This window comes from Parahaliea maris, from assembly GCF_008064665.1.
Taxonomy (GTDB): Bacteria; Pseudomonadota; Gammaproteobacteria; order Pseudomonadales; family Halieaceae; genus Parahaliea; species Parahaliea maris.
This window is the reverse complement of record NZ_VRZA01000011.1, coordinates 48,605-66,701: the sequence shown is the minus strand read 5'-3', so window position 1 is coordinate 66,701 and position 18,097 is coordinate 48,605. Positions and strand designations below refer to the sequence as shown.

Genomic DNA, 18,097 nt, shown 5'->3' with positions numbered 1-18,097 from the left:
CCCCGGGAATTCAGCACCGCTGCTGCCGGCGGGGGACTGGCTGCCGCCATTGGACGCGCTGGACCCACTGCTGCCGGCCGGCGAACTGGCTCCCGCTGGGGAGGAGCTGCTGCCCGATGGCGGGGAGGACGCTCCGCCCGGTGAAGACGAACTGGAGCTGGATGGTGATGACGAACTCGATGAGGAGCTCGAACTGGAAGAGCTGGATGAACTCGACGAACTGGAGGAACTCGATGAGCTGGAGGAACTGGAAGAACTCGAGGATGAGCTTGAACTCGGCATCGACGGCGGCTGGGGCATGGTCGGATTGCTGGAACTGGGGCACCCGGCCAGAAACAGGCACGACGAAAGCACGGCCGCCGAGAGGGCGGCCGTACGGAACTGGCCAATGGTCTTACCAGTTGTTGCTGTCATAGGCCCACACAACTTTTTCCGTATCCACCGGTTTGCCCTCCTCAAAGCGCGGCCGGAACTGGGTCTTACGCAGGCGACGCATGAGTCGGTTCACCTTGGCCTCGTTCTCCTCAAAGTCATCGAGCCGGTCGAGGTCTACCAGGCGACCGCTGGCAGTCACGGTGAACTCAAGCAGAGCGTTGCCCTGGTCCTGCGGCACGGTGGGCGGCAGACTCTCCACACCTTCCAGGGCGGGCAGGGCCACGGGCGCACCGAATATCTGGTGTTCGAGTACTTGGGCATCATTGCTGGCCGCAAGTTCCGTCAATGCGAGCTGATAGTTTTCCATGGCCTCGTCGTCCTCGCCATGCCACATCATCCAGTCGCCCAGGCGCAGATAGCTGTTGGCGGCCGCGACGTGGTTGTCGGGCTCGTTCTGGATTTCGATGTCCTGTATGGCGCGAATGACGGACAGCCCTTTCTTGTAGCTCTGGGCCCGGTAGGCATTGAACCGGCTCTGGCCCTGGCGCTCGGCAAAATCGTACTCGGAGCCGAAGCCGGAGTTGCTCTCACTCTGGTAATCGGAGATCAGGTACTGGGAGCGCAACATGCCGTACAGCGGGGACAGCAGGGAGGGCGAGGTGTCGCCTTCGAGCTTGATGATGTCGTTGAGGGCCAGGCGATACAGGTCCCACATGTTCATCAGGCGGTTGAAGCCGTGTTCGCCAAGGCGTAGCTCGTAGGCCTGTTGCTGCCAGCTGGCCTGCTGCATCAGGGCGTTGGCCCGTCTCGGCCCGCTCGACAAACTGCGCAATTGCACACGGTAGAGGTAGACCTGGCGCTCGTCGGCTGCGGCGAACTCGCCCAGGGCCAGGTGGCTGCGAATCTCCGACTGCAGCAGGGGGATCTGCTCTGCGCCATAGAGACCGTCGTTGATGCGCGACAGGTGAACGCCGCGCTTGAACACGTCGATGGCCTCCGCGTGGCGACCGGCTTGCTGCAGTGCACTGCCCAGGCTGAGCAGGTGTTCTGACACATTGGAACTGTAGGCGCCTTCGCTGTGTTCGATGTCGGCGATGACGTTACGGTAGGACTGGATGTCGAGCCTGTCCTGCTCGCGGGTCAGCTCTTCCAGCGAACTGATGGGGGCATTGGGTACGGTCGCCACCGCAGGGGGTGGTGCGACCCCGGCATCTGCGCCGGCGGGCGAGTTGGGATCCGCATCGGAGGCGACTTCGGGAGCCGCTTCAGCGAGGTCGTCGGGTGGGGACTCTGGCGGTGAGTCCGACGCGTAAATAGCGTCCGTCCAGCTACAGGTAAAAGCCAGCCATGCTGCCAGGAGCAGGCGGCGCGAATACCCTCCGGCAGCGCCGGGTGGGGAGAGCAGCGTATTATCCACGGCACGTATCCATCGTCGGGCCTGTATACCAGTATATACACTGTATCGAGACGTACACAAAAACAGTACCTCTCCTGCTAGACTGATTGGCTTTTTTGGCAATTGGGGCAGGGCAGGTGGGCTACTTCGAACGTGAAACCGCGATGGCGCCGGTGGGAGAGAACCTCTGGCGCGGCGAAATCCAGGAGGGTTGGCGGATTGGCGCGGTCCCCAACGGCGGCTATGTGCTGGCGCTGGCAGGACAGGCCCTGTCCCAGGCCCTGCCCCACAAGGACCCCCTGGCGGTCAACGCGTTCTACCTCGCGCCCACCGTTCTTGGGCCCGTCGATTGCGAAGTGGAAGTGTTGCGCAAGGGCGGCAACACCAGCCACGCCAGCGCCCGTCTCTACCAGGAAGGCCAGTTGAAGGTGGTGGTTACCGCCGCCTACACGGCCCTGGAGCGCCTGGATGGCCCCAACTGGAATGAAACCCCACCGCCGGCCTACCCGCCCTTTGAGGATTGCAGCTCGATTGGCGGGCCCAAACTGGAGTTCCGCCAGCGGGTGGATCTGCGTCTGGTGGAGGGAGGCGAGCTCTACGTGACACGGGAGCCCAGCGGTGGCGGTGTATTTGGCGGCTGGCTCGCCCATATCGACGGTGTCGACCCCGACCCGATCAGCCTCCTGATGTTCGCCGACGCCTTCCCTCCACCGGCCTTCGACCTGGTCGGACTGGTGGGCTGGGTGCCCACGGTAGAACTGACGGTACAGGTCCGTGCGCACCCGGCGCCGGGGCCGTTGATGGCCAGGCTCAGTTCGCGTTTTCTCACCGACGGCGTGGTGGAGGAAGACGGTGAATACTGGGACAGCGAGGGTACGCTGGTAGCCCTGTCGCGGCAGACGGCGAAGGTGCGGCTGCCGAAGTAGCCTGATACTTGGGTGCAGCGATTCAACAGAATTCCAGAATGCGCTTTTGACCTGGTGGACTTCGTAGGCCGGTCGCGATCTGGGGGTGTACCTCTCCGGACACGCTATAAAGCATGACATCCATGTCTCGCTCCTCAGTCCGGATGCGGCCCAGACCATCCATGGCCGCAGAAGGTCCGGAGAGGTACACCCCCAGCTCACTCCCTGGTTTAGAGCGGAATTTGATGAAGCAGGATGCGTAGTGGTGGGACGGGAACTACTGCTGAGGGAGCGTGTGCGGTGCGCGGGGCCCTTCCGGGACCTTCAGCGGCCCGGATGGCCGCTGAGGAGCCCCCATGGACGGGTTCACGGCGTGTCCCGGAAGGGCCCCGGGCTCCGTGCGCGCGGGTTCAGAGCACCTGTCGCTCCAGACTCCTTTCGATCTGCGAGAATTTTTAGCGTACGACCGGAGTTTAATACCCCGCCACATGCCCCCCCGGCCGCCGCGTATCAGTGGCACCGTACAGGTACCCATTCTGCAGCAGAATGGACTGGGTTCGCCCCAGCGTCCGGTCACCGATTTCCACCTGGTGCCCCATGCCTTCCAGCAATCGGATAGTGTCCGGGCTTATCCCCTGTTCCACCCGCAAAGTATCCGGCAGCCACTGGTGGTGCACTCTGGCGCCGGCCGCTGCTGCGGCGATATTCATGTCGAACACCATCGCATTGAGAATCGTTTGCAGTACCGTGGTAATGATGACACTGCCGCCGGGGCTGCCGGTGGCGAGCCAGGGCTTGCCGTCCCGCAGCACCAGGGTCGGGCTCATGGATGACAGGGGGCGCTTGCCGCCCTCGATCTTGTTGGACTCACCTTCCACCAGCCCGTAGGCATTGGCAACGCCCGGCGCCGCGGCAAAGTCCGCCATCTCGTTGTTTAGCAGCATGCCGGTGCCGGGCACCGCGATGTGCGAGCCGAAGCTGAAATTCAGGGTGTAGGTGTTGCTCACCACATTGCCGGCGGCATCGGCGATCGAGTAGTGCGTGGTGTCCTTGCTCTCAGGCTTCATTTTCTCTCCCGGGCGTATCTCGGCAGAGGGGGTGGCGTGCGCCGGGTCGATGGTCGCGCGCTGGCGGGCGGCGTAGTCCTTGCTGGTGAGTAACGCCAGCGGTACATCGACAAAATCGGTGTCGCCGAGGTACTGGCTGCGGTCGGCGTAGGCCCGCTTCATGCTCTCCGCCAGGTAGTGCAGGTAAGCGGCGCTGTTGTGGCCTGCCTCGGCCAGCGGCAGTCCCTCCAGAATGTTAAGCATCTGGATGATATGGATACCGCCGGAGGAGGGTGGCGGAGTGGAGACCACCTCGAACTCGTGGAAGGTGCCGCGTACCGGCTCGCGTTCCACGGCGCGGTAGCCGGCCAGGTCCTGCAGGCTGATAAGGCCGTCGCCGCGTTCCATTTCGGCGACGATGCGTTCGGCTACCTCGCCCTGGTAGAAGCCTTCGTTGCCACGGGCCGCGATCTGTTTCAGGGTCCAGGCGAGATCGGGCTGCTTCCAGGTTTCGCCAATGGCATAGCTGCTGCCGTCCTCGTGGAAAAACAGGCGGAGCGCTTCCGGGTTTTGTCGCAAGCGGTCGGCGCGGGAGCCGATTTCGAAGTTGAGGGCGAAGGAGACTTTCTGGCCTTTCTCTGCCAGCGTAATGGCCGGTGCCAACACCGCCTCGCGGCTCATGGTGCCGTATTTCTCCAGCGCGTAGAGCAGTCCTGCCACCGTGCCGGGTACGCCTGCGGACTGGTGGCTGAAGTACATGCGCATCCGGTCGACTTCGCCGTCTTCGTTCAGGTACAGGTCGCGCCCGGCGGCTGCCGGTGCGGTTTCGCGGTAGTCGATGAGTGTCTCGCGACCTTCATCGGCCAGGTGGATCAGCATGAAGCCGCCGCCACCCAGGTTTCCGGCCCGGGGGTAAGTGACTGCAAGGGCAAAGCCGGTGGCCACCGCCGCATCCACCGCATTGCCGCCCTGTTGCAGAATCTGCGTGCCGATTTCCGCCGCCAGGGTTTCCGGCCCCACCACCATGCCGCGTTCGGCGACCGTCGGCAGGAAACGGCTGCGGTAGTCGATAATCGGCAGCTGGGCGTCGGCGGCCTGTTGTGCGTAGGAGAGGGGTTGGAGCAGGAGGGTAAAGCAGGTGAATACAAATAGCGTTTTACGAAGCGCGGAGGTCACAGCAGTCTCCCTATGGATGGCAATCCAGAACTTTAACTGTTTTGCCCCACAGCGCATACTGGCGAGCGTTTTGGAGCCCGTGGAATTGTCATGTTATTGCTGCTGACCGAGCTGGAGCGTCGCTGGAAAAGCATCTTCGAGCAGCTGGAGGCCGGCCTGGATGTGCCGCCGGGCGAGCGGCTGCGCGCTGAGGGGCTGATGGAAGCGCTGGCGATCCTGGACCCGGGGGCCGAGGCCCGGCTGCAGGCCGCCATGGATGTGGCCTACCGCCAGGTGTGTGGGCGCGGCCTCGACCGGGACTTGGGCGATGACTGGGGGGAGTTCTATCCCTTCCCCCAGATTCCCGCGGTGATGCAGCGTGCCCCCGTTTATCCCAGTACCTCTGATCACGACCAGGATTCAGGCCCGGCCGGGTCACCAGCAAAGGAAGAGTGAATGACAGCAATTGGATGGCGCGCTGCAGTGACCGTGGCGGTATTGGCCGTCGCCGCCTGTGCGACACAGTCTTTCGTCCCGCGCACCGATTTCAATGGCGACTATGACTTCAGCCAACTGGGGCGCCTGGCGCTGCGGGCGCCCGCCGAGGCACACGCTGCCGGACTGGCTCCCGAGCGGGTCGAGGCCATCACCCTTGCCCTGGCCGCGGCGGTGGTCGAGAAGGGGATTACGGTGGTGGAAGACTTCGATAACGCCGACGCCGTGCTCAGCTGGCACCTGGCCAGCAGCGACCCCCAGGCCAACGCCGCCTACAACCAGGTGGCGCTTTACAGTTGCTGGCGCTGTGGCCCGGCCACGCGATCACCCGGCATGCCCGCGTGGCAGGCGGGCACCCTGGTGGTGGACGTGCTCGACCGGGGCGATGGGCGTTCCCTGTGGCGGGCCGAACTCGAAACGCGGTTGACCCTGAGCCCGGGCGATCAACTCAGTGATGAAGAGCGCCGTGATGCCGCCCGTTCGATCCTGGCGAGCTTTCCACCCGGCCCCTAGACACCCGGGCCGGGCGCCACCTGTCAGCGCGTGTGGTCGACCCGCGCCTCCCGCCACATGAACCATACCTGCGGCCCGCCCCCTGGCAGAACGCCATCGGCCTGTGTCTCGAAGCCGTGGCGTTCATACAGGGGCAGGTTGCGGACGTTGGAACACTCCAGATAGGCCGGCATGCCCTGATTGTCACAGGCCTGCAAGCCGGCTTTCAGTAGCGCCGCCCCCACGCCCTGGCCCTGGTTGCGCTGGCGGCAGCCGATAAATTGCAGGTGAAAGTGGGGGGCGGCCGGTTTGTGGCGGGCGAACAGGCCGGCCTGCTGGCGCAGGCGCAGCAGTGGGCCGGGGCCCATGCGCCACAGGCTGCGCAATACCAGCTGTAGCAGCGGCAAACCGGGGGCCAGTTCGAAGGGGGTATCCGGGGGCAGCCACAGCGCGGCACCCCGGCCGTCCTGTTCCAGTTGCACCAGGCCGCGGGGCAGGGCGCTGCCAGTCAGAATGACCCGGAACAGGTGGGGGTACAGGCTGCTGTCGGGGAAGATCCAGTTGAGGATGGGGTCGTGTGCAAAGGCATCGCTCAGGGTGTCGACGAGGATGTCCAACTGGGCCGGCGAGGCGCACTCGATGACCGGGGCCTGCAGGCCATGTGCCACTTTACCTTCCATTGCGCCGCCCCTACCATGACTGCCCCGCAAGCCTAACAGGAGGCCCAATGGGTTACGAGGACTTCAGGCGCGAATACCTGGCCGGCGGCCTCACTCGCGACATGCTCGACGACTGCCCCATCCGCCAGTTCGAACACTGGCTGAAACAGACCGTGGACAGCGAGCTGGAGGACCCGACAGCGATGGTGCTGGCCACCATCGATGAGGGAGGGCTGCCATGGCAACGCATTGTGTTGATGAAGGGGGTCTCCACCGCGGGTTTCGTGTTTTACACCAATCTCGGCAGCAACAAGGCGCGGGATATGAGTGCCAACCCCAGCGTATCGCTGCTGTTCCCCTGGAACGTGCTTGACCGCCAGGTCATTGTCGGCGGCCGCGCCGAGAAAATGAGCGCCGCGGAATCCGCCCGCTACTTCCTTACCCGGCCGCGGGAGAGCCAGCTGGCAGCCTGGGCATCGCGGCAGAGCCGCCCCGTTTCCAAGCGGGCGCTGCTGGAAGCCCAGGTGCAGAAGATGCGTGACAAATTCGGCCGCGGGGAGATTCCCATGCCCGACTTCTGGGGTGGCTACCGTGTGATACCCGAGCGGGTGGAGTTCTGGCAGGGCGGTGCCCATCGCCTCCACGACCGCTTCCGCTACACTCGTCAGACTGATGACAGCTGGCAGATAGAACAGTTACAACCCTGATCCCTGGAGGTAGAACACCATGATTCAAGCGAGTGACCTGACCGGCACCTGGCAACTGGAATCCTGGACCATCGGTTATTCCGATCGCGACGAGATGAGCATGCCCTTTGGTGAGGATCCCCAGGGCCTGCTGCTGTATACCGACGACGGCTGGATGAGTGCCTCGGTGTGCCTGCCGGAGCGCGCGCTGCTGCCGGCGGGGCAGAGTCCCCGCACCTTGCCCGACGCCCTCAAGGCCGAGGCCTATGCCAGCTACTTTCACTACGCCGGGCGCTACCGGGTACAGGACGGGGATGTCATCCACTACGTGACCCAGAGCATGAACCCCAACTTCCCGGGCAGTGAGCAGTTGCGCCACGCCGAACTCGACGGCCAGACCCTGGTGCTGAGTGGCAAGGACCAGGTGGGGGAAGTCACCCGTTTTCACTCACTGGTGTGGCACCGGGTACCAAAAGCCGGTGATGCGACACCGCCGATCGACAGCGAATAGCCTGGCCGCGGCCTCACCTCAACCCACGCGGCGCTGGGCGAAGTAACGGGGCTGGCTGTTCAGCCCGAGCAGGCGGCGACGGATCATGTCCAGGCCGGCGGCGGCGAGCATGGTCTGGAACAGGGTTCGCTCCACCGGCCAGCACAGCTGCAGGGTTTCAATGGCGTCGCGCTCCCCCCACGCCAGCCACACGGTGCCCACCGGCTTGTCCGGGGTGCCGCCGGTGGGGCCGGCGATACCGCTCACGGCGATGACGTAGTCGGCACTGGCGCGCGCCAGCGCCCCCTCCGCCATTTGCCGCACGACCGGTTCGCTGACCGCGCCGTGTTCCTGCAGGGTCTGCTCATCCACTCCCAGCACCGCGCTCTTGATGTCGTTGGCATAGGTTACAAAGCCGGCGTGAAAGGCGTCCGAGGAGCCGGCGATGCGGGTGAGCATGCTGGCCACCAGCCCGCCGGTGCAGGATTCGGCGGTGGTCAGGGTCTTGCCCCGGGCCCGCAGCAGGTCCAGCACCGCTTCCGCCAGCTGGGTGTCGCCTTCACCGATAATGTGATCGCCAAACAGGGATTCCAGCTGCGCCCGGCAGAGGTCGCGGGCCGGTAGTGCTGCCGCACTGTCGACGCTGAGCTTGATTTCCATCTGTGGCGCGCCGGCGCGGAAGCCCAGTTCCACCTCGGCCGGCCAGTCCGGGCAGGCGTCGGCGATGAGCTGCTGGGCGGAGGACTCCCCCAGCCCGAAAGTCTGCAGGCGCAGTACACTGTGCTCGCTGGCGCGCTCCAGCCGCCTGCCGAGGTCGGCCACGATGATATCCAGCATCTTCGCCAGTTCACCGGGCACGCCGGGGGTGGAAAGAATCCGGCAGCTGCCCACACTGACGTCAAACCCGACGGCGCTGCCGACCGGGTTGTCCAGCAGGGCACAGCCCGCGGGCAGCATGGCCTGTTTGCGGTTGGCGGCATTGAGGGGCAGGTTGCGGCGGGCGCACCAGGCTTCAAGGTGGGCGATGGCCCCCGGGTGCTCCGCCAGCGGTACCCCGGCCACGGCGGCGACAACTTCCGCCGTGAGATCGTCCACCGTGGGGCCCAGTCCACCGTTGACGATGACCAGGTCCGCGACTTCTGCCATGGCCGCCAGCTCCCGTATCAGCAGGTTGCGGTCGTCACCCACCGTGACCTTGCGCAGTACCGGGACACCGAGCTCGCCCAATCGCCGTGCAATCAGGGCCGAGTTGGAGTCCACCGTGTCGCCGCTCATGATCTCGTTGCCGGTGAGCAGTAGCTGCACATGCGGTGTCTGGTTTGCCATGGCAGTCGTTTCCTTGTGGATCGGTGGGCACAGCTTATCCCACAATGCGCCGGGAGGCCCAAAGTGCTAACGTCGGCACTGACGCCAAGGCACTGGCCCAGAGCGAGGGAGGGCGGTCGATGAGCATGCAATTCTGCCCTGAGTGCGGTGGCCCGCTGGTACCTCATGTGGTGGCCGGGCAGCGGCGCAACCACGGCTGGTGCCCGGCCTGCCATGCCCCCCGCTATGAGTCCCCCATGATTGTAGTGACCTGCTTCGTGGCCAGCGGCCCGCGCCTGCTATGGATTCGCCGGGCGCTGCCACCCAAGGCAGGCTTGTGGGCCATACCGGGCGGCTACCTCGAAGGCGGCGAGGGGCTGGCGGAGGGAGCGGCCCGGGAGCTACGCGAAGAAACCGGGGTGGTGCTGGCGCCGGACAACCTGCAGTTGTACATGACCGGCACCCTGACCTTCATCAACCAGATCTATGTGGGTTTTCGGGCCACGGTGGACACCGATTTCAGCCTCGCCGGGGCCGAATCCCTCGACTGCGGCTTCTTTTCGCGGGAGGAATGCCCCTGGGACCAGGTGGCCTATCCCGAGGTAAACGATGCCATCGAACAGGCATACCGGGATCTGGAAACCGATACCTTTGAGGTCTGGCACGCCGAGATGACCGGCGCCAGCTATACCCTCAGGCCGGTTGCGACGCGCTGACTCCCGAGCCACTCGCTCCAATCCCGACCCCGATTCCAGACCCTGGAACCCGCCATGCTCGAGCAAGTGGGCGACCTCCTCCGGGGTGGGCTCCCGGCCCTCGTGATGTGCGGCAAATGTGGTAAGGTGCCGGCTCTCGGCACGTCACGCAATCCACCCACCCAGCATAGCGGATAAATTTCATGGCATTACAACCCGAGGTGGAATTGGCCACCGACGAACAGAAAGTCAGCTACGGCTTCGGTCTCCAGTTTGGCGACCAGCTGCGCCGCAACCAGTTCGAGGGCCTGGACCTGGCCGCGGTCATGGCGGGCATGCAACACTGGTTCAATGAGCAGCAGGCCCTGCTCTCGGACGCCGAACTCAACCTCAGTTACCAGGCTATCCAGGACAAGCAGCAGGCCGCCGCCGCGGCGCTGGCGGAAAAACGCAGCGAGCTCGCCCGGCAGTTCCTGGACGCCAATGCGGCGCGTGAGGAAGTATCCACCACCGCCAGCGGGCTGCAGTACGAAGTCCTCGAGGCTGGGCGCGGCGGTACCTCACCGGGGCCCACAGACCAGGTCACCGTGCATTACCACGGCACCTTCGTCGATGGCACGGTATTCGACAGCTCGGTGGACCGCGGTGAACCCGCCGAATTCGGTGTCAACCAGGTGATTTCCGGCTGGACGGAAGCCCTGCAGTTGATGTCGGTGGGGGACAAGTGGCGCATCGCCTGCCCGCCGGAACTGGCCTATGGTGAACAGGGCGCTGGCGGTACCATTCCGCCCAATACTGCGCTGGTGTTTGAAGTGCACCTGATCGCGGTGAAGGATTGAGTCGGGAGGTTCCTTATGTCTGCCAGCATCACACTGCCGCGCATCCTGCGCATTGGCGCCGGCGCCAGCTCCGAGCTGGTGGCGGTGCTGGGTGAACTCGGCTACGCCCGCCCGCTGCTGATCACCGACCCCTTCATGGTGCAGCAGGGGTTTGCCGAGCGCATGACGTCGCCGCTGGCAGCGGCGGGCATACCCTGGGGGCTGTTCGGCGAGTGCGTCCCCGACCCGACCACCGACAGTGTCGCGGCGGCCCTGGCTGAATGGCAGGCCGGGGATTACGACTGCCTGGTGGCCCTGGGCGGGGGCAGCTCCCTGGACACCGCCAAGGCCGTGGCTGTGCTGGCCCGGCACGGCGGCCAGATGCGGGACTACAAGGTGCCGGCGGCGGTACACAGCGCGGTGCCCATGATTGCCATACCCACCACCGCGGGTACTGGCTCCGAGGTCACCCGGGCGGCGGTGATTACCGACACCGATACCGAGGAAAAAATGCTCTGCATGGGGCTGGGCATGGTGCCCGAGGCGGCGCTGGTGGACTTCGAGCTGACCCTGTCCATGCCCCGGCGCCTGACAGCGGATACCGGCCTGGACAGCCTGTGCCACGCTCTGGAGGCTTACGTCAGCCGCAAGGCCAATCCCTTCACCGACGGGGTGGCGCTATCCGCCATGGCGACCATCGCCCGCACCATCCGCACTGCCTGCGACGAGCCCGACAACCGGGCCGCCCGGGAAGCCATGATGCTGGCGGCCACCCAGGGCGGGATGGCCTTTGCCAATGCCTCGGTGACCCTGATTCACGGCATGAGCCGCCCCGTGGGCGCCCACTTCCACGTGCCCCACGGCCTGTCCAATGCCATGTTATTGCCGGAAGTGACGGCCTGGTCCGTGTCCGGTGCGCCGGCGCGCTACGCCCATTGCGCCCGGGTGATGGATATGGCGGCGGCGGGGGACAGCGATGAGCTGGCCCTGGAGAAACTGATTACCGGCCTGCGCCAGCTGAACGCCGACCTGGAGGTGCCCGGACCGGCGGCCTGGGGCATCGATGCCGGGCGCTGGCAGTCCCTGCTGCCGCTGATGGCGGAGCAGGCTCTGGCCTCGGGCTCCCCGGCCAATAACCCGCGCCAGCCCGGGGCGGAAGACATCGTCGCCCTGTACGAGAAGGTCTGGGCTGCCTGAATCGAAGGCCCCCTTTTGGGGCCTCATGGCCTTGTGGCGCTTACATTGCCACACGGCTTTGATTACACTCAAAGCTCTTCTCCCCTTGTGAATTAACGTGGTTATCTGTGCCCATGAGACGTGTTGTATTCAACCAGAAAGGCGGTGTTGGCAAGACCAGCATCACCTGTAACCTCGCCGCTATCTCCGCCCGTCACGGCCTGCGCACCCTGGTGCTGGACCTGGATGTCCAGGGCAATACCACCCACTACCTGGTGGGTGAAATCGACGCCGAGGCCTTTCCCGCCGAGGCCCAGGGTGTGGCCGGCCTGTTCAAGCAGACCGTGGGGCCGCGCAAGATGCGCAACAACCCGGACTCTTTCGTTTGGGAAACCCCCTGGGACAACCTCTACCTGATGCCCTCCAGCCCGGTCCTCACCCAGATGGAGAAGGAGCTGGAGTCCCGCTACAAGATCTACAAATTGCGCGACGCCCTCGACAAGCTCGACGAGGAGTACGACCGCATCTACATCGATACCCCGCCCAACTTCAACTTTTACTCCAAGTCCGCACTGATTGCCGCGGATTCCGTGCTGGTGCCCTTCGACTGCGACAGCTTTGCCCGCCAGAGCCTGTACGCCCTGATGGAAAACATCGCCGAGCTGCAGGAGGACCACAACCCGGAACTGGAGGTTGAGGGTATCGTGATCAACCAGTTCAACAGCCAGGCGCGTTTGCCGGGCGAACTGGTGGCCGAACTGGAAGAGGAGGGCTACCCGGTGCTGGATACCTACCTCAACAGCTCGGTGAAAATGCGCGAATCCCATCGCGAGCACCGCCCGCTGGTGGACCTGGCGCCCAGCCACAAGCTGACCCAGCAGTACCTGGCCCTGCACGAGGAGCTGGAAAGCGCCCTGTCCAAGGCGGCCTGAGCGGGCCGCCAGTAGGGCGGGCACCACTGTCGATACACTTCCCTGTTACGAGGTCACGATGGCGAATTCGGATTCCGGGGTCACGACGCAGCATCCTCCCATTCCCCAGGAGGCCTTCGACTGGTATGACGAATACGCCCACGGCCTGATCGATCGGCGGACGTTTCTGGCCCGCCTGTCTTCCCTGGCCACCGCTTCCCTGACCATGGGCATGCTCCTGCCGGCTCTCACGCCCAATTACGCGGCTGCCGAGCAGGTGTCCTTCAATGATCCGGACATCAAAGCCTCCTACGCCGTGTTTCCCTCTTCCGGGGGGCATGGCGAGGGCCGGGGCTACCTTGTGGTGCCCACCGCCATGGGCGAGCGCGCACCCGCGGTGCTGGTCGTGCATGAAAACCGCGGCCTGAACCCCTATGTGAAGGACGTTGCCCGGCGCCTGGCCAAGGCCGGTTTTGTCGCCTTTGCGCCGGACGGCCTCTATCCCCTCGGTGGTTACCCGGGCAACGATGATGACGGCCGGGCCCTGCAGCGCTCGATGGACCGGGCGAAACTGGAGCAGGATTTCATCGCCGCTGCCGCCTTCCTGAAATCCCATGCACTGAGCAACGGCAAACTCGGTGCCGTGGGATTCTGCTTCGGTGGCTACGTGGTCAATATGCTGGCCGCCGCGGCGCCCGACCTGCTGGACGCCGGGGTCCCCTTTTACGGCACGCCGGCGGAAAGATCGATCCGCAACAACATCAGCGCGCCCCTGCTGATCCAGCTGGCGGAGCTGGACGAGCGGGTCAATGCGACCTGGCCAGAGTACGAGACCGACCTTAAGGCGGCGGGGGTGGACTACACCATGCACCTGTACCCCGGCGCCAATCACGGCTTCCACAATGATTCCACAGGCCGCTACGACGAGGAGAACGCCAACCTGGCGTGGCAGCGTACGCTGGCATTTTTCAACAAGCACCTGGTGTGAAGCCCCCGCTTACCCGCCCGCGCCGGGGCGGTCACCGACAAAAATCTGCCGCGCTGCCGAGAACGGTCTAGGCTGTCATAGAGGGTCTACACTTCGAAGGACCGTTGTGGGTACGTCAGAGGTTCTCCCGGCTTTGTGTGCAACTGCGCGCCACCTGGGGGCTCCCTGTCGTCATCACCCTGCTGAGGAGGCAGAGAACTCGCCATGAGCGTATTGCAATCAAGCTACCCCTACTATCTGGCCAATGAGGCCCAGATGCCCAACACCGACCTGGCCGTGACCGACAAGTTTTCCGGCGAGGTGGCGACGCGCGTGGCGCTGGCGGATGCCGCCGCTATCGACAGCGGTATCGCCGCGGCGGTGGAGGCTGCGGAACCCATGGCGCGCATGGCGGCCTATGAGCGACAGGATGTGTTGAACCACTGTGTCAGCCGGTTTCGTGAGCGGGCGGAGGAACTGGCTATTGCCCTCTGCATCGAGGCGGGCAAACCCATCAAGGACGCCCGGGGTGAGGTGTCGCGGCTGATCGATACCTTCCGCATCGCCGCGGAGGAGGCCACCCGTCTCAAGGGTGAGCTGCAGACCCTCGATATTTCCCCCCGTGCCCGCGGCTATCGCGGTATGTGGAAGCGGGTGCCGATCGGCCCCTGCTCGTTTATCTCACCGTTCAATTTCCCCCTGAACCTGGCGGCCCACAAGGTGGCGCCGGCCCTGGCGGTGGGCTGCCCCTTCGTGATGAAGCCGGCGTCGCGTACGCCGTTGGGGGCTTTGATCATGGGTGAGGTGCTGGCCGAGACGGACCTGCCCCGCGGGGCCTTCTCGATCCTGCCCTGTTCCCGCGACGGTGCCGACCTGTTCACCGTGGACGACCGCCTCAAGCTGTTGTCGTTCACCGGCTCCCCGGATGTGGGCTGGGATCTCAAGGCCCGCTCCGGGCGCAAAAAGGTAGTACTGGAACTGGGGGGCAACGCCGCGGTGGTCGTGGATCACGACACCGACATCGATGACGCCGTCGAGCGTATTATCTTTGGCGCCTTCTACCAGTCCGGCCAGTCCTGTATCGGGGTCCAGCGGATTATTGTTCACGCCTCCATTTACGAGGAAGTGAAGGCGAAACTGGTAGCGCGTACCGCGTCCCTGGTGGCCGGTGACCCCCGCGAAGAGGACACCTTCATCGGTCCGATGATCTCCGAGGGTGAGGCTTCCCGGCTGGATGGCTGGATTCAGGAGGCGGTGGCTGCCGGAGCGACCCTGCTCTGCGGCGGCAAACGCGAGGGTGCCATGCTGGAGGCGACCCTGCTGGAGGGTGTCGATCGCAGCTGCAACGCCTACACCGAGGAGGCCTTCGGCCCGCTGGCCATCCTGTCGCAATTCACCGACTTCGAGGCCGCGCTGGAAGAGGTGAACGACTCCAAGTTCGGCCTGCAGGCCGGCCTGTTCACCCGCGACTTCTACAAAGTACAGCGGGCCTGGGACGTTCTCGATGTTGGGGGCGTGGTGGTCGGCGACGTGCCGTCCTACCGGGTTGACAATATGCCCTATGGCGGGGTGAAGGATTCCGGGCTCGGGCGTGAGGGGGTGATCTTCGCGATGGAAGACATGACCGAGATTCGCAACCTGGTGATCCGGAACCTGGGGCTGCCCTAGCCGCGGGTTAGCGGTCCAGTCGGGCGGCGTGTGCGTATTTCCTGCCATGACCGACCGCCGCCTCATTCTCGTACTGGGTGACCAGCTCAGTTTCAACAATCCCGCCCTGATCGGCGCTGCCCCCGGGCAAGACGAGGTATTGCTCGCCGAAGTGCACGAAGAGGCGGGCTACGTACCCCACAACCGCCTCAAGATTGCGCTGATTTTTTCTGCCATGCGGCATTTTGCCAGCGAACTTGAGCGGGGGGGTTACCGGGTGCATTACCGGCGGCTGGATGAAGGCTTGCCCTCGCTGGAGGAGGCGCTGGTGCAGACCTGCCAGGCGCACGCCTTTTCCCGGGTCTGTGTTTGCGAGCCGGGTGAGTTCCGATTGCGGCGGCTGATGGATTCCTGGCCAGAGCGCCTGGGCCTGCCAGTGGATATTCTCGAGGACAGTCGCTTTCTGTGCGCCCATGACCGTTTCCGCAGCTGGGCCAGTGGCCGTCGCCAGCTGCGGATGGAACACTTCTACCGCGAGATGCGGCGCGACTACGGCGTCCTGCTGGAGCCAGACGGAGGGCCCGCTGGAGGCCACTGGAATTACGACAAAGAGAATCGCGAGGGCTGGCGCGCCCAGGTAGCGATTCCGCCACGGCGCTCCCTGCGCAACGATGCCGTGACCCGCGAGGTGCTTGAGCTGGTGGCCGAAGCCTTCCCCGGCAACCCCGGTGACCTCTCCCGGTTCAGCTACGGCGTGACCGCCGGCCAGGCGCAGGCTGAATTTGACTGGTTCTGTGAGCACGCCCTGCCGCAGTTCGGTCGTTTTCAGGATGCCCTGGCCGAGAACGAGGTGTGGCTGTTCCACGCACGGGTATCCATGTACCTGAACATCGGCTTGCTGGAGCCGCTGGCCCTGTGTCAGCGGGTCGAGGAGGCCTGGCGTTCGGGGCATTGCAGTCTCGCCGCCGCTGAGGGCTTTATTCGCCAGGTTCTGGGGTGGCGCGAATACGTCCGCGGGATCTACTGGCTGCACATGCCGGAATACCGCCGGCGCAATGCTCTCGCGGCTACCACCCCGTTACCGGATTTTTTCTGGGATGGTGACACCGACCTGCGCTGCCTGTCCCAGGCCCTGCGCCAGACCCTGGACCTGGGCTATGCCCACCACATCCAGCGCCTGATGGTGATTGGCAATTTCGCCCTGCTGGCGGGCCTGGACATCGCGGCCGTGTGTGACTGGTACCTGGCGGACTATGTCGACGCCTTCGAGTGGGTGGAACTACCCAATACCCTGGGGATGGCGTTGCACGCCGATGGCGGCCTGATGGCGAGCAAGCCCTACGCCGCCAGCGGCAAGTATATCCAGCGCCAGGGCAATCACTGCGCGCAATGCCGCTACAACCCTGCGCAAATGACTGGAGAGGGCGCCTGTCCCTACAATGCCCTGTACTGGCGTTTTATTCACCGCCACCAGCAGACCTTCGAAAACAACCCGCGCATGGCGCTGGTGTTGGCCAACTGGCGCAAGCGCAAAGCCTCGGAGCAGGACGCGATCCTCGGCTGGGGTGAGCGGGTACTGGCGACGCTGGTGGGGGAGGGCAGCTAGCCCGGTAACATGCTGCCGGCTTTCTCCACCGCGTCCACGTACTCTTCCAGCAGGCGCTGCATGACCTGGCGACAGGATTCAACCTGGTTGATCTGGCCGATCACCTGGCCGCAGGGGTTGAAGGCCACTTTCTGGCATTCGCCCTTGTCGGCGTAGACGGCCGTGCGGCGGATGCCGTCCGAGGTGACCAGACCCTGCAGGGGCATGCCCAGCGGATCGGGAGTGTCGTCCCGGGCCCAGGCCTCGGTCCAGTCGTTTTTCAACATGCGGCAGGACTTGCCGGTCCAGGAGCGGGAGCGCACGGTGTCCTCGCTGGTGGCATCCAGCAGGGACTGCTTCTGGGCCGGCTGGGTGTGGGCCTCTTCCACGGTCAGCCACAGGGAGCCGGTCCAGACACCGGCGGCCCCCATGGCCAGGGCGGCGGCAATCTGCCGGCCGTTGCCGATACCGCCGGCGGCCAGCATGGGCAGGTCGCCTATCGCATCGACAATCTGGGGCCACAGCACCACCGAGCCCACGTCGCCGGTATGGCCGCCGCCCTCACCACCCTGGGCCACCACGAAGTCCAGCCCGGCCTCCTTGTGGGCCACGGCCTGTTTGACCTTGCCACAGAGGGCCCCGATGAGGCGGCCGGAATCCTGTACCTGCCTGATTTTGTCCGCCGGGGGCGTGCCCAAAGCGTTGGCAATCAGTTTGCACTTGGGGCGGGTCAGGGCTTCTTCCAGCAGGGGGGTGGCGGTCGCCTCGGTCCAGCCCATCAGGCCCATGCTGGTACTGCCGTCGGGCCACTCGGGCACGCCGTGGTCGGCGAGCAGCTTCTGGGCGAAATCGATGTGCTCCTGGGGCACGATCTCCCACAGTTTCTTTTCCAGTGCTTCGGCACTCATGTCCCCCATGCCCTCGTATTTCTGGGGGATGACGATGTCGACCCCGTAGGGCCTGTCGCCAATGTGCTCGTCGATCCAGTCCAGTTCCTCCTTCAGCTGCTCCGGGGAAAAACCGACAGCGCCCAGCACACCGATGCCGCCGGCCTTGCTCACCGCGACCACCACGTCGCGGCAGTGGGTAAAGGCAAAAATCGGGTATTCGATGCCGAGTTTGTCGCACAGTTGATTAGCCATCATCGGGCTCCTGGACCTGTTCTTATTGGGTCCAGTATTGGTGCTCGGTGCCACGTCGGCAATGATGTTTAAGTGCCAGAGAAACTGGCGCTTTGGGTCAGGCCCGGCTTCGCCCATCCCGGTGCGTGAATCGTCAGGCGCCCAGCGCGTGG

18 protein-coding genes are annotated in these 18,097 nt (G+C 64.8%); 12 read left to right on the top strand and 6 right to left on the bottom strand.

Annotated features, from left to right (window positions below; translation table 11 throughout):
• Window positions 1-10: 10 nt before the first annotated feature.
• The gene (locus FV139_RS20255; protein WP_148070315.1) at window positions 11-325 is read right to left on the bottom strand and encodes a hypothetical protein; all 315 of its coding nucleotides are present in this window, start codon (window positions 323-325) and stop codon (window positions 11-13) included.
• Window positions 326-394: 69 nt separating this feature from the next.
• Window positions 395-1,792, bottom strand: coding sequence for an energy transducer TonB (locus tag FV139_RS20250; RefSeq protein WP_148070314.1), 1,398 nt, complete (start codon window positions 1,790-1,792; stop codon window positions 395-397).
• Between the two features lie 95 nt (window positions 1,793-1,887).
• Here FV139_RS20250 and FV139_RS20245 point away from each other — a divergent pair, with 95 nt between their 5' ends.
• Window positions 1,888-2,697, top strand: a complete 810-nt coding sequence (locus FV139_RS20245; protein ID WP_235898744.1) for a thioesterase family protein — start codon at window positions 1,888-1,890, stop codon at window positions 2,695-2,697.
• 452 nt (window positions 2,698-3,149) lie between these two features.
• Here the strand turns inward: FV139_RS20245 and ggt are convergent, their stop codons facing one another.
• Window positions 3,150-4,898, bottom strand: coding sequence for a gamma-glutamyltransferase (gene ggt / locus FV139_RS20240; RefSeq protein ID WP_235898743.1), 1,749 nt, complete (start codon window positions 4,896-4,898; stop codon window positions 3,150-3,152).
• Window positions 4,899-4,988: 90 nt separating this feature from the next.
• On the opposite strand from ggt, the gene FV139_RS20235 reads away from it, so the two are divergent.
• On the top strand, window positions 4,989-5,333 hold the full coding sequence (locus FV139_RS20235; protein WP_148070312.1) for a hypothetical protein: 345 nt from the start codon (window positions 4,989-4,991) through the stop codon (window positions 5,331-5,333).
• Window positions 5,334-5,885, top strand: coding sequence for a DUF4136 domain-containing protein (locus FV139_RS20230; protein ID WP_148070311.1), 552 nt, complete (start codon window positions 5,334-5,336; stop codon window positions 5,883-5,885).
• Between the two features lie 23 nt (window positions 5,886-5,908).
• On the opposite strand, the gene FV139_RS20225 is transcribed toward FV139_RS20230, so the two are convergent.
• The gene (locus FV139_RS20225) at window positions 5,909-6,544 is read right to left on the bottom strand and encodes a GNAT family N-acetyltransferase (RefSeq protein WP_148070310.1); all 636 of its coding nucleotides are present in this window, start codon (window positions 6,542-6,544) and stop codon (window positions 5,909-5,911) included.
• Window positions 6,545-6,591: 47 nt separating this feature from the next.
• Here FV139_RS20225 and pdxH point away from each other — a divergent pair, with 47 nt between their 5' ends.
• Together pdxH and FV139_RS20215 are read left to right on the top strand one after the other, a co-directional pair.
• Window positions 6,592-7,230 (top strand): pyridoxamine 5'-phosphate oxidase, encoded by a 639-nt coding sequence (gene pdxH / locus FV139_RS20220; RefSeq protein ID WP_148070309.1) that lies wholly within the window; start codon window positions 6,592-6,594, stop codon window positions 7,228-7,230.
• Between the two features lie 19 nt (window positions 7,231-7,249).
• Window positions 7,250-7,720 carry a lipocalin-like domain-containing protein gene (locus tag FV139_RS20215; protein WP_148070308.1) on the top strand — a complete coding sequence of 157 codons (471 nt, stop codon included), beginning with the start codon at window positions 7,250-7,252 and terminating at the stop codon, window positions 7,718-7,720.
• An 18-nt stretch (window positions 7,721-7,738) separates the two neighbouring features.
• Here FV139_RS20215 and FV139_RS20210 read toward each other — a convergent pair whose 3' ends face one another.
• Complete coding sequence (locus FV139_RS20210) at window positions 7,739-9,025, bottom strand: CinA family nicotinamide mononucleotide deamidase-related protein (RefSeq protein WP_148070307.1); 1,287 nt, start codon at window positions 9,023-9,025, stop codon at window positions 7,739-7,741.
• 119 nt (window positions 9,026-9,144) lie between these two features.
• Between FV139_RS20210 and FV139_RS20205 the strand changes: the two genes are divergently transcribed.
• From FV139_RS20205 to FV139_RS20175, 7 genes are all read left to right on the top strand, one after another.
• Entirely contained in the window at window positions 9,145-9,720 is a 576-nt protein-coding gene (locus tag FV139_RS20205) for an NUDIX hydrolase (protein ID WP_328592298.1), read from the top strand.
• A 182-nt stretch (window positions 9,721-9,902) separates the two neighbouring features.
• A complete protein-coding gene (locus FV139_RS20200; protein ID WP_148070306.1) occupies window positions 9,903-10,538 on the top strand; it encodes an FKBP-type peptidyl-prolyl cis-trans isomerase in 636 nt (211 codons plus the stop codon).
• Between the two features lie 15 nt (window positions 10,539-10,553).
• Window positions 10,554-11,714 (top strand): iron-containing alcohol dehydrogenase, encoded by a 1,161-nt coding sequence (locus tag FV139_RS20195; RefSeq protein ID WP_148070305.1) that lies wholly within the window; start codon window positions 10,554-10,556, stop codon window positions 11,712-11,714.
• A 113-nt stretch (window positions 11,715-11,827) separates the two neighbouring features.
• Window positions 11,828-12,625, top strand: a complete 798-nt coding sequence (locus tag FV139_RS20190; protein ID WP_148070304.1) for a ParA family protein — start codon at window positions 11,828-11,830, stop codon at window positions 12,623-12,625.
• Window positions 12,626-12,683: 58 nt separating this feature from the next.
• Window positions 12,684-13,592: a dienelactone hydrolase family protein gene (locus FV139_RS20185; RefSeq protein WP_148070303.1), complete on the top strand. Its 909-nt coding sequence runs from the start codon at window positions 12,684-12,686 to the stop codon at window positions 13,590-13,592.
• A gap of 204 nt (window positions 13,593-13,796) precedes the next feature.
• Window positions 13,797-15,239 (top strand): aldehyde dehydrogenase family protein, encoded by a 1,443-nt coding sequence (locus tag FV139_RS20180; protein WP_148070302.1) that lies wholly within the window; start codon window positions 13,797-13,799, stop codon window positions 15,237-15,239.
• A 46-nt stretch (window positions 15,240-15,285) separates the two neighbouring features.
• Window positions 15,286-16,824 carry a cryptochrome/photolyase family protein gene (locus FV139_RS20175; protein WP_148070301.1) on the top strand — a complete coding sequence of 513 codons (1,539 nt, stop codon included), beginning with the start codon at window positions 15,286-15,288 and terminating at the stop codon, window positions 16,822-16,824.
• On the opposite strand, the gene FV139_RS20170 is transcribed toward FV139_RS20175, so the two are convergent.
• A complete protein-coding gene (locus tag FV139_RS20170) occupies window positions 16,821-17,945 on the bottom strand; it encodes a nitronate monooxygenase (RefSeq protein ID WP_148070300.1) in 1,125 nt (374 codons plus the stop codon). The genes FV139_RS20175 and FV139_RS20170 overlap by 4 nt on opposite strands.
• Window positions 17,946-18,097 lie beyond the last annotated feature (152 nt).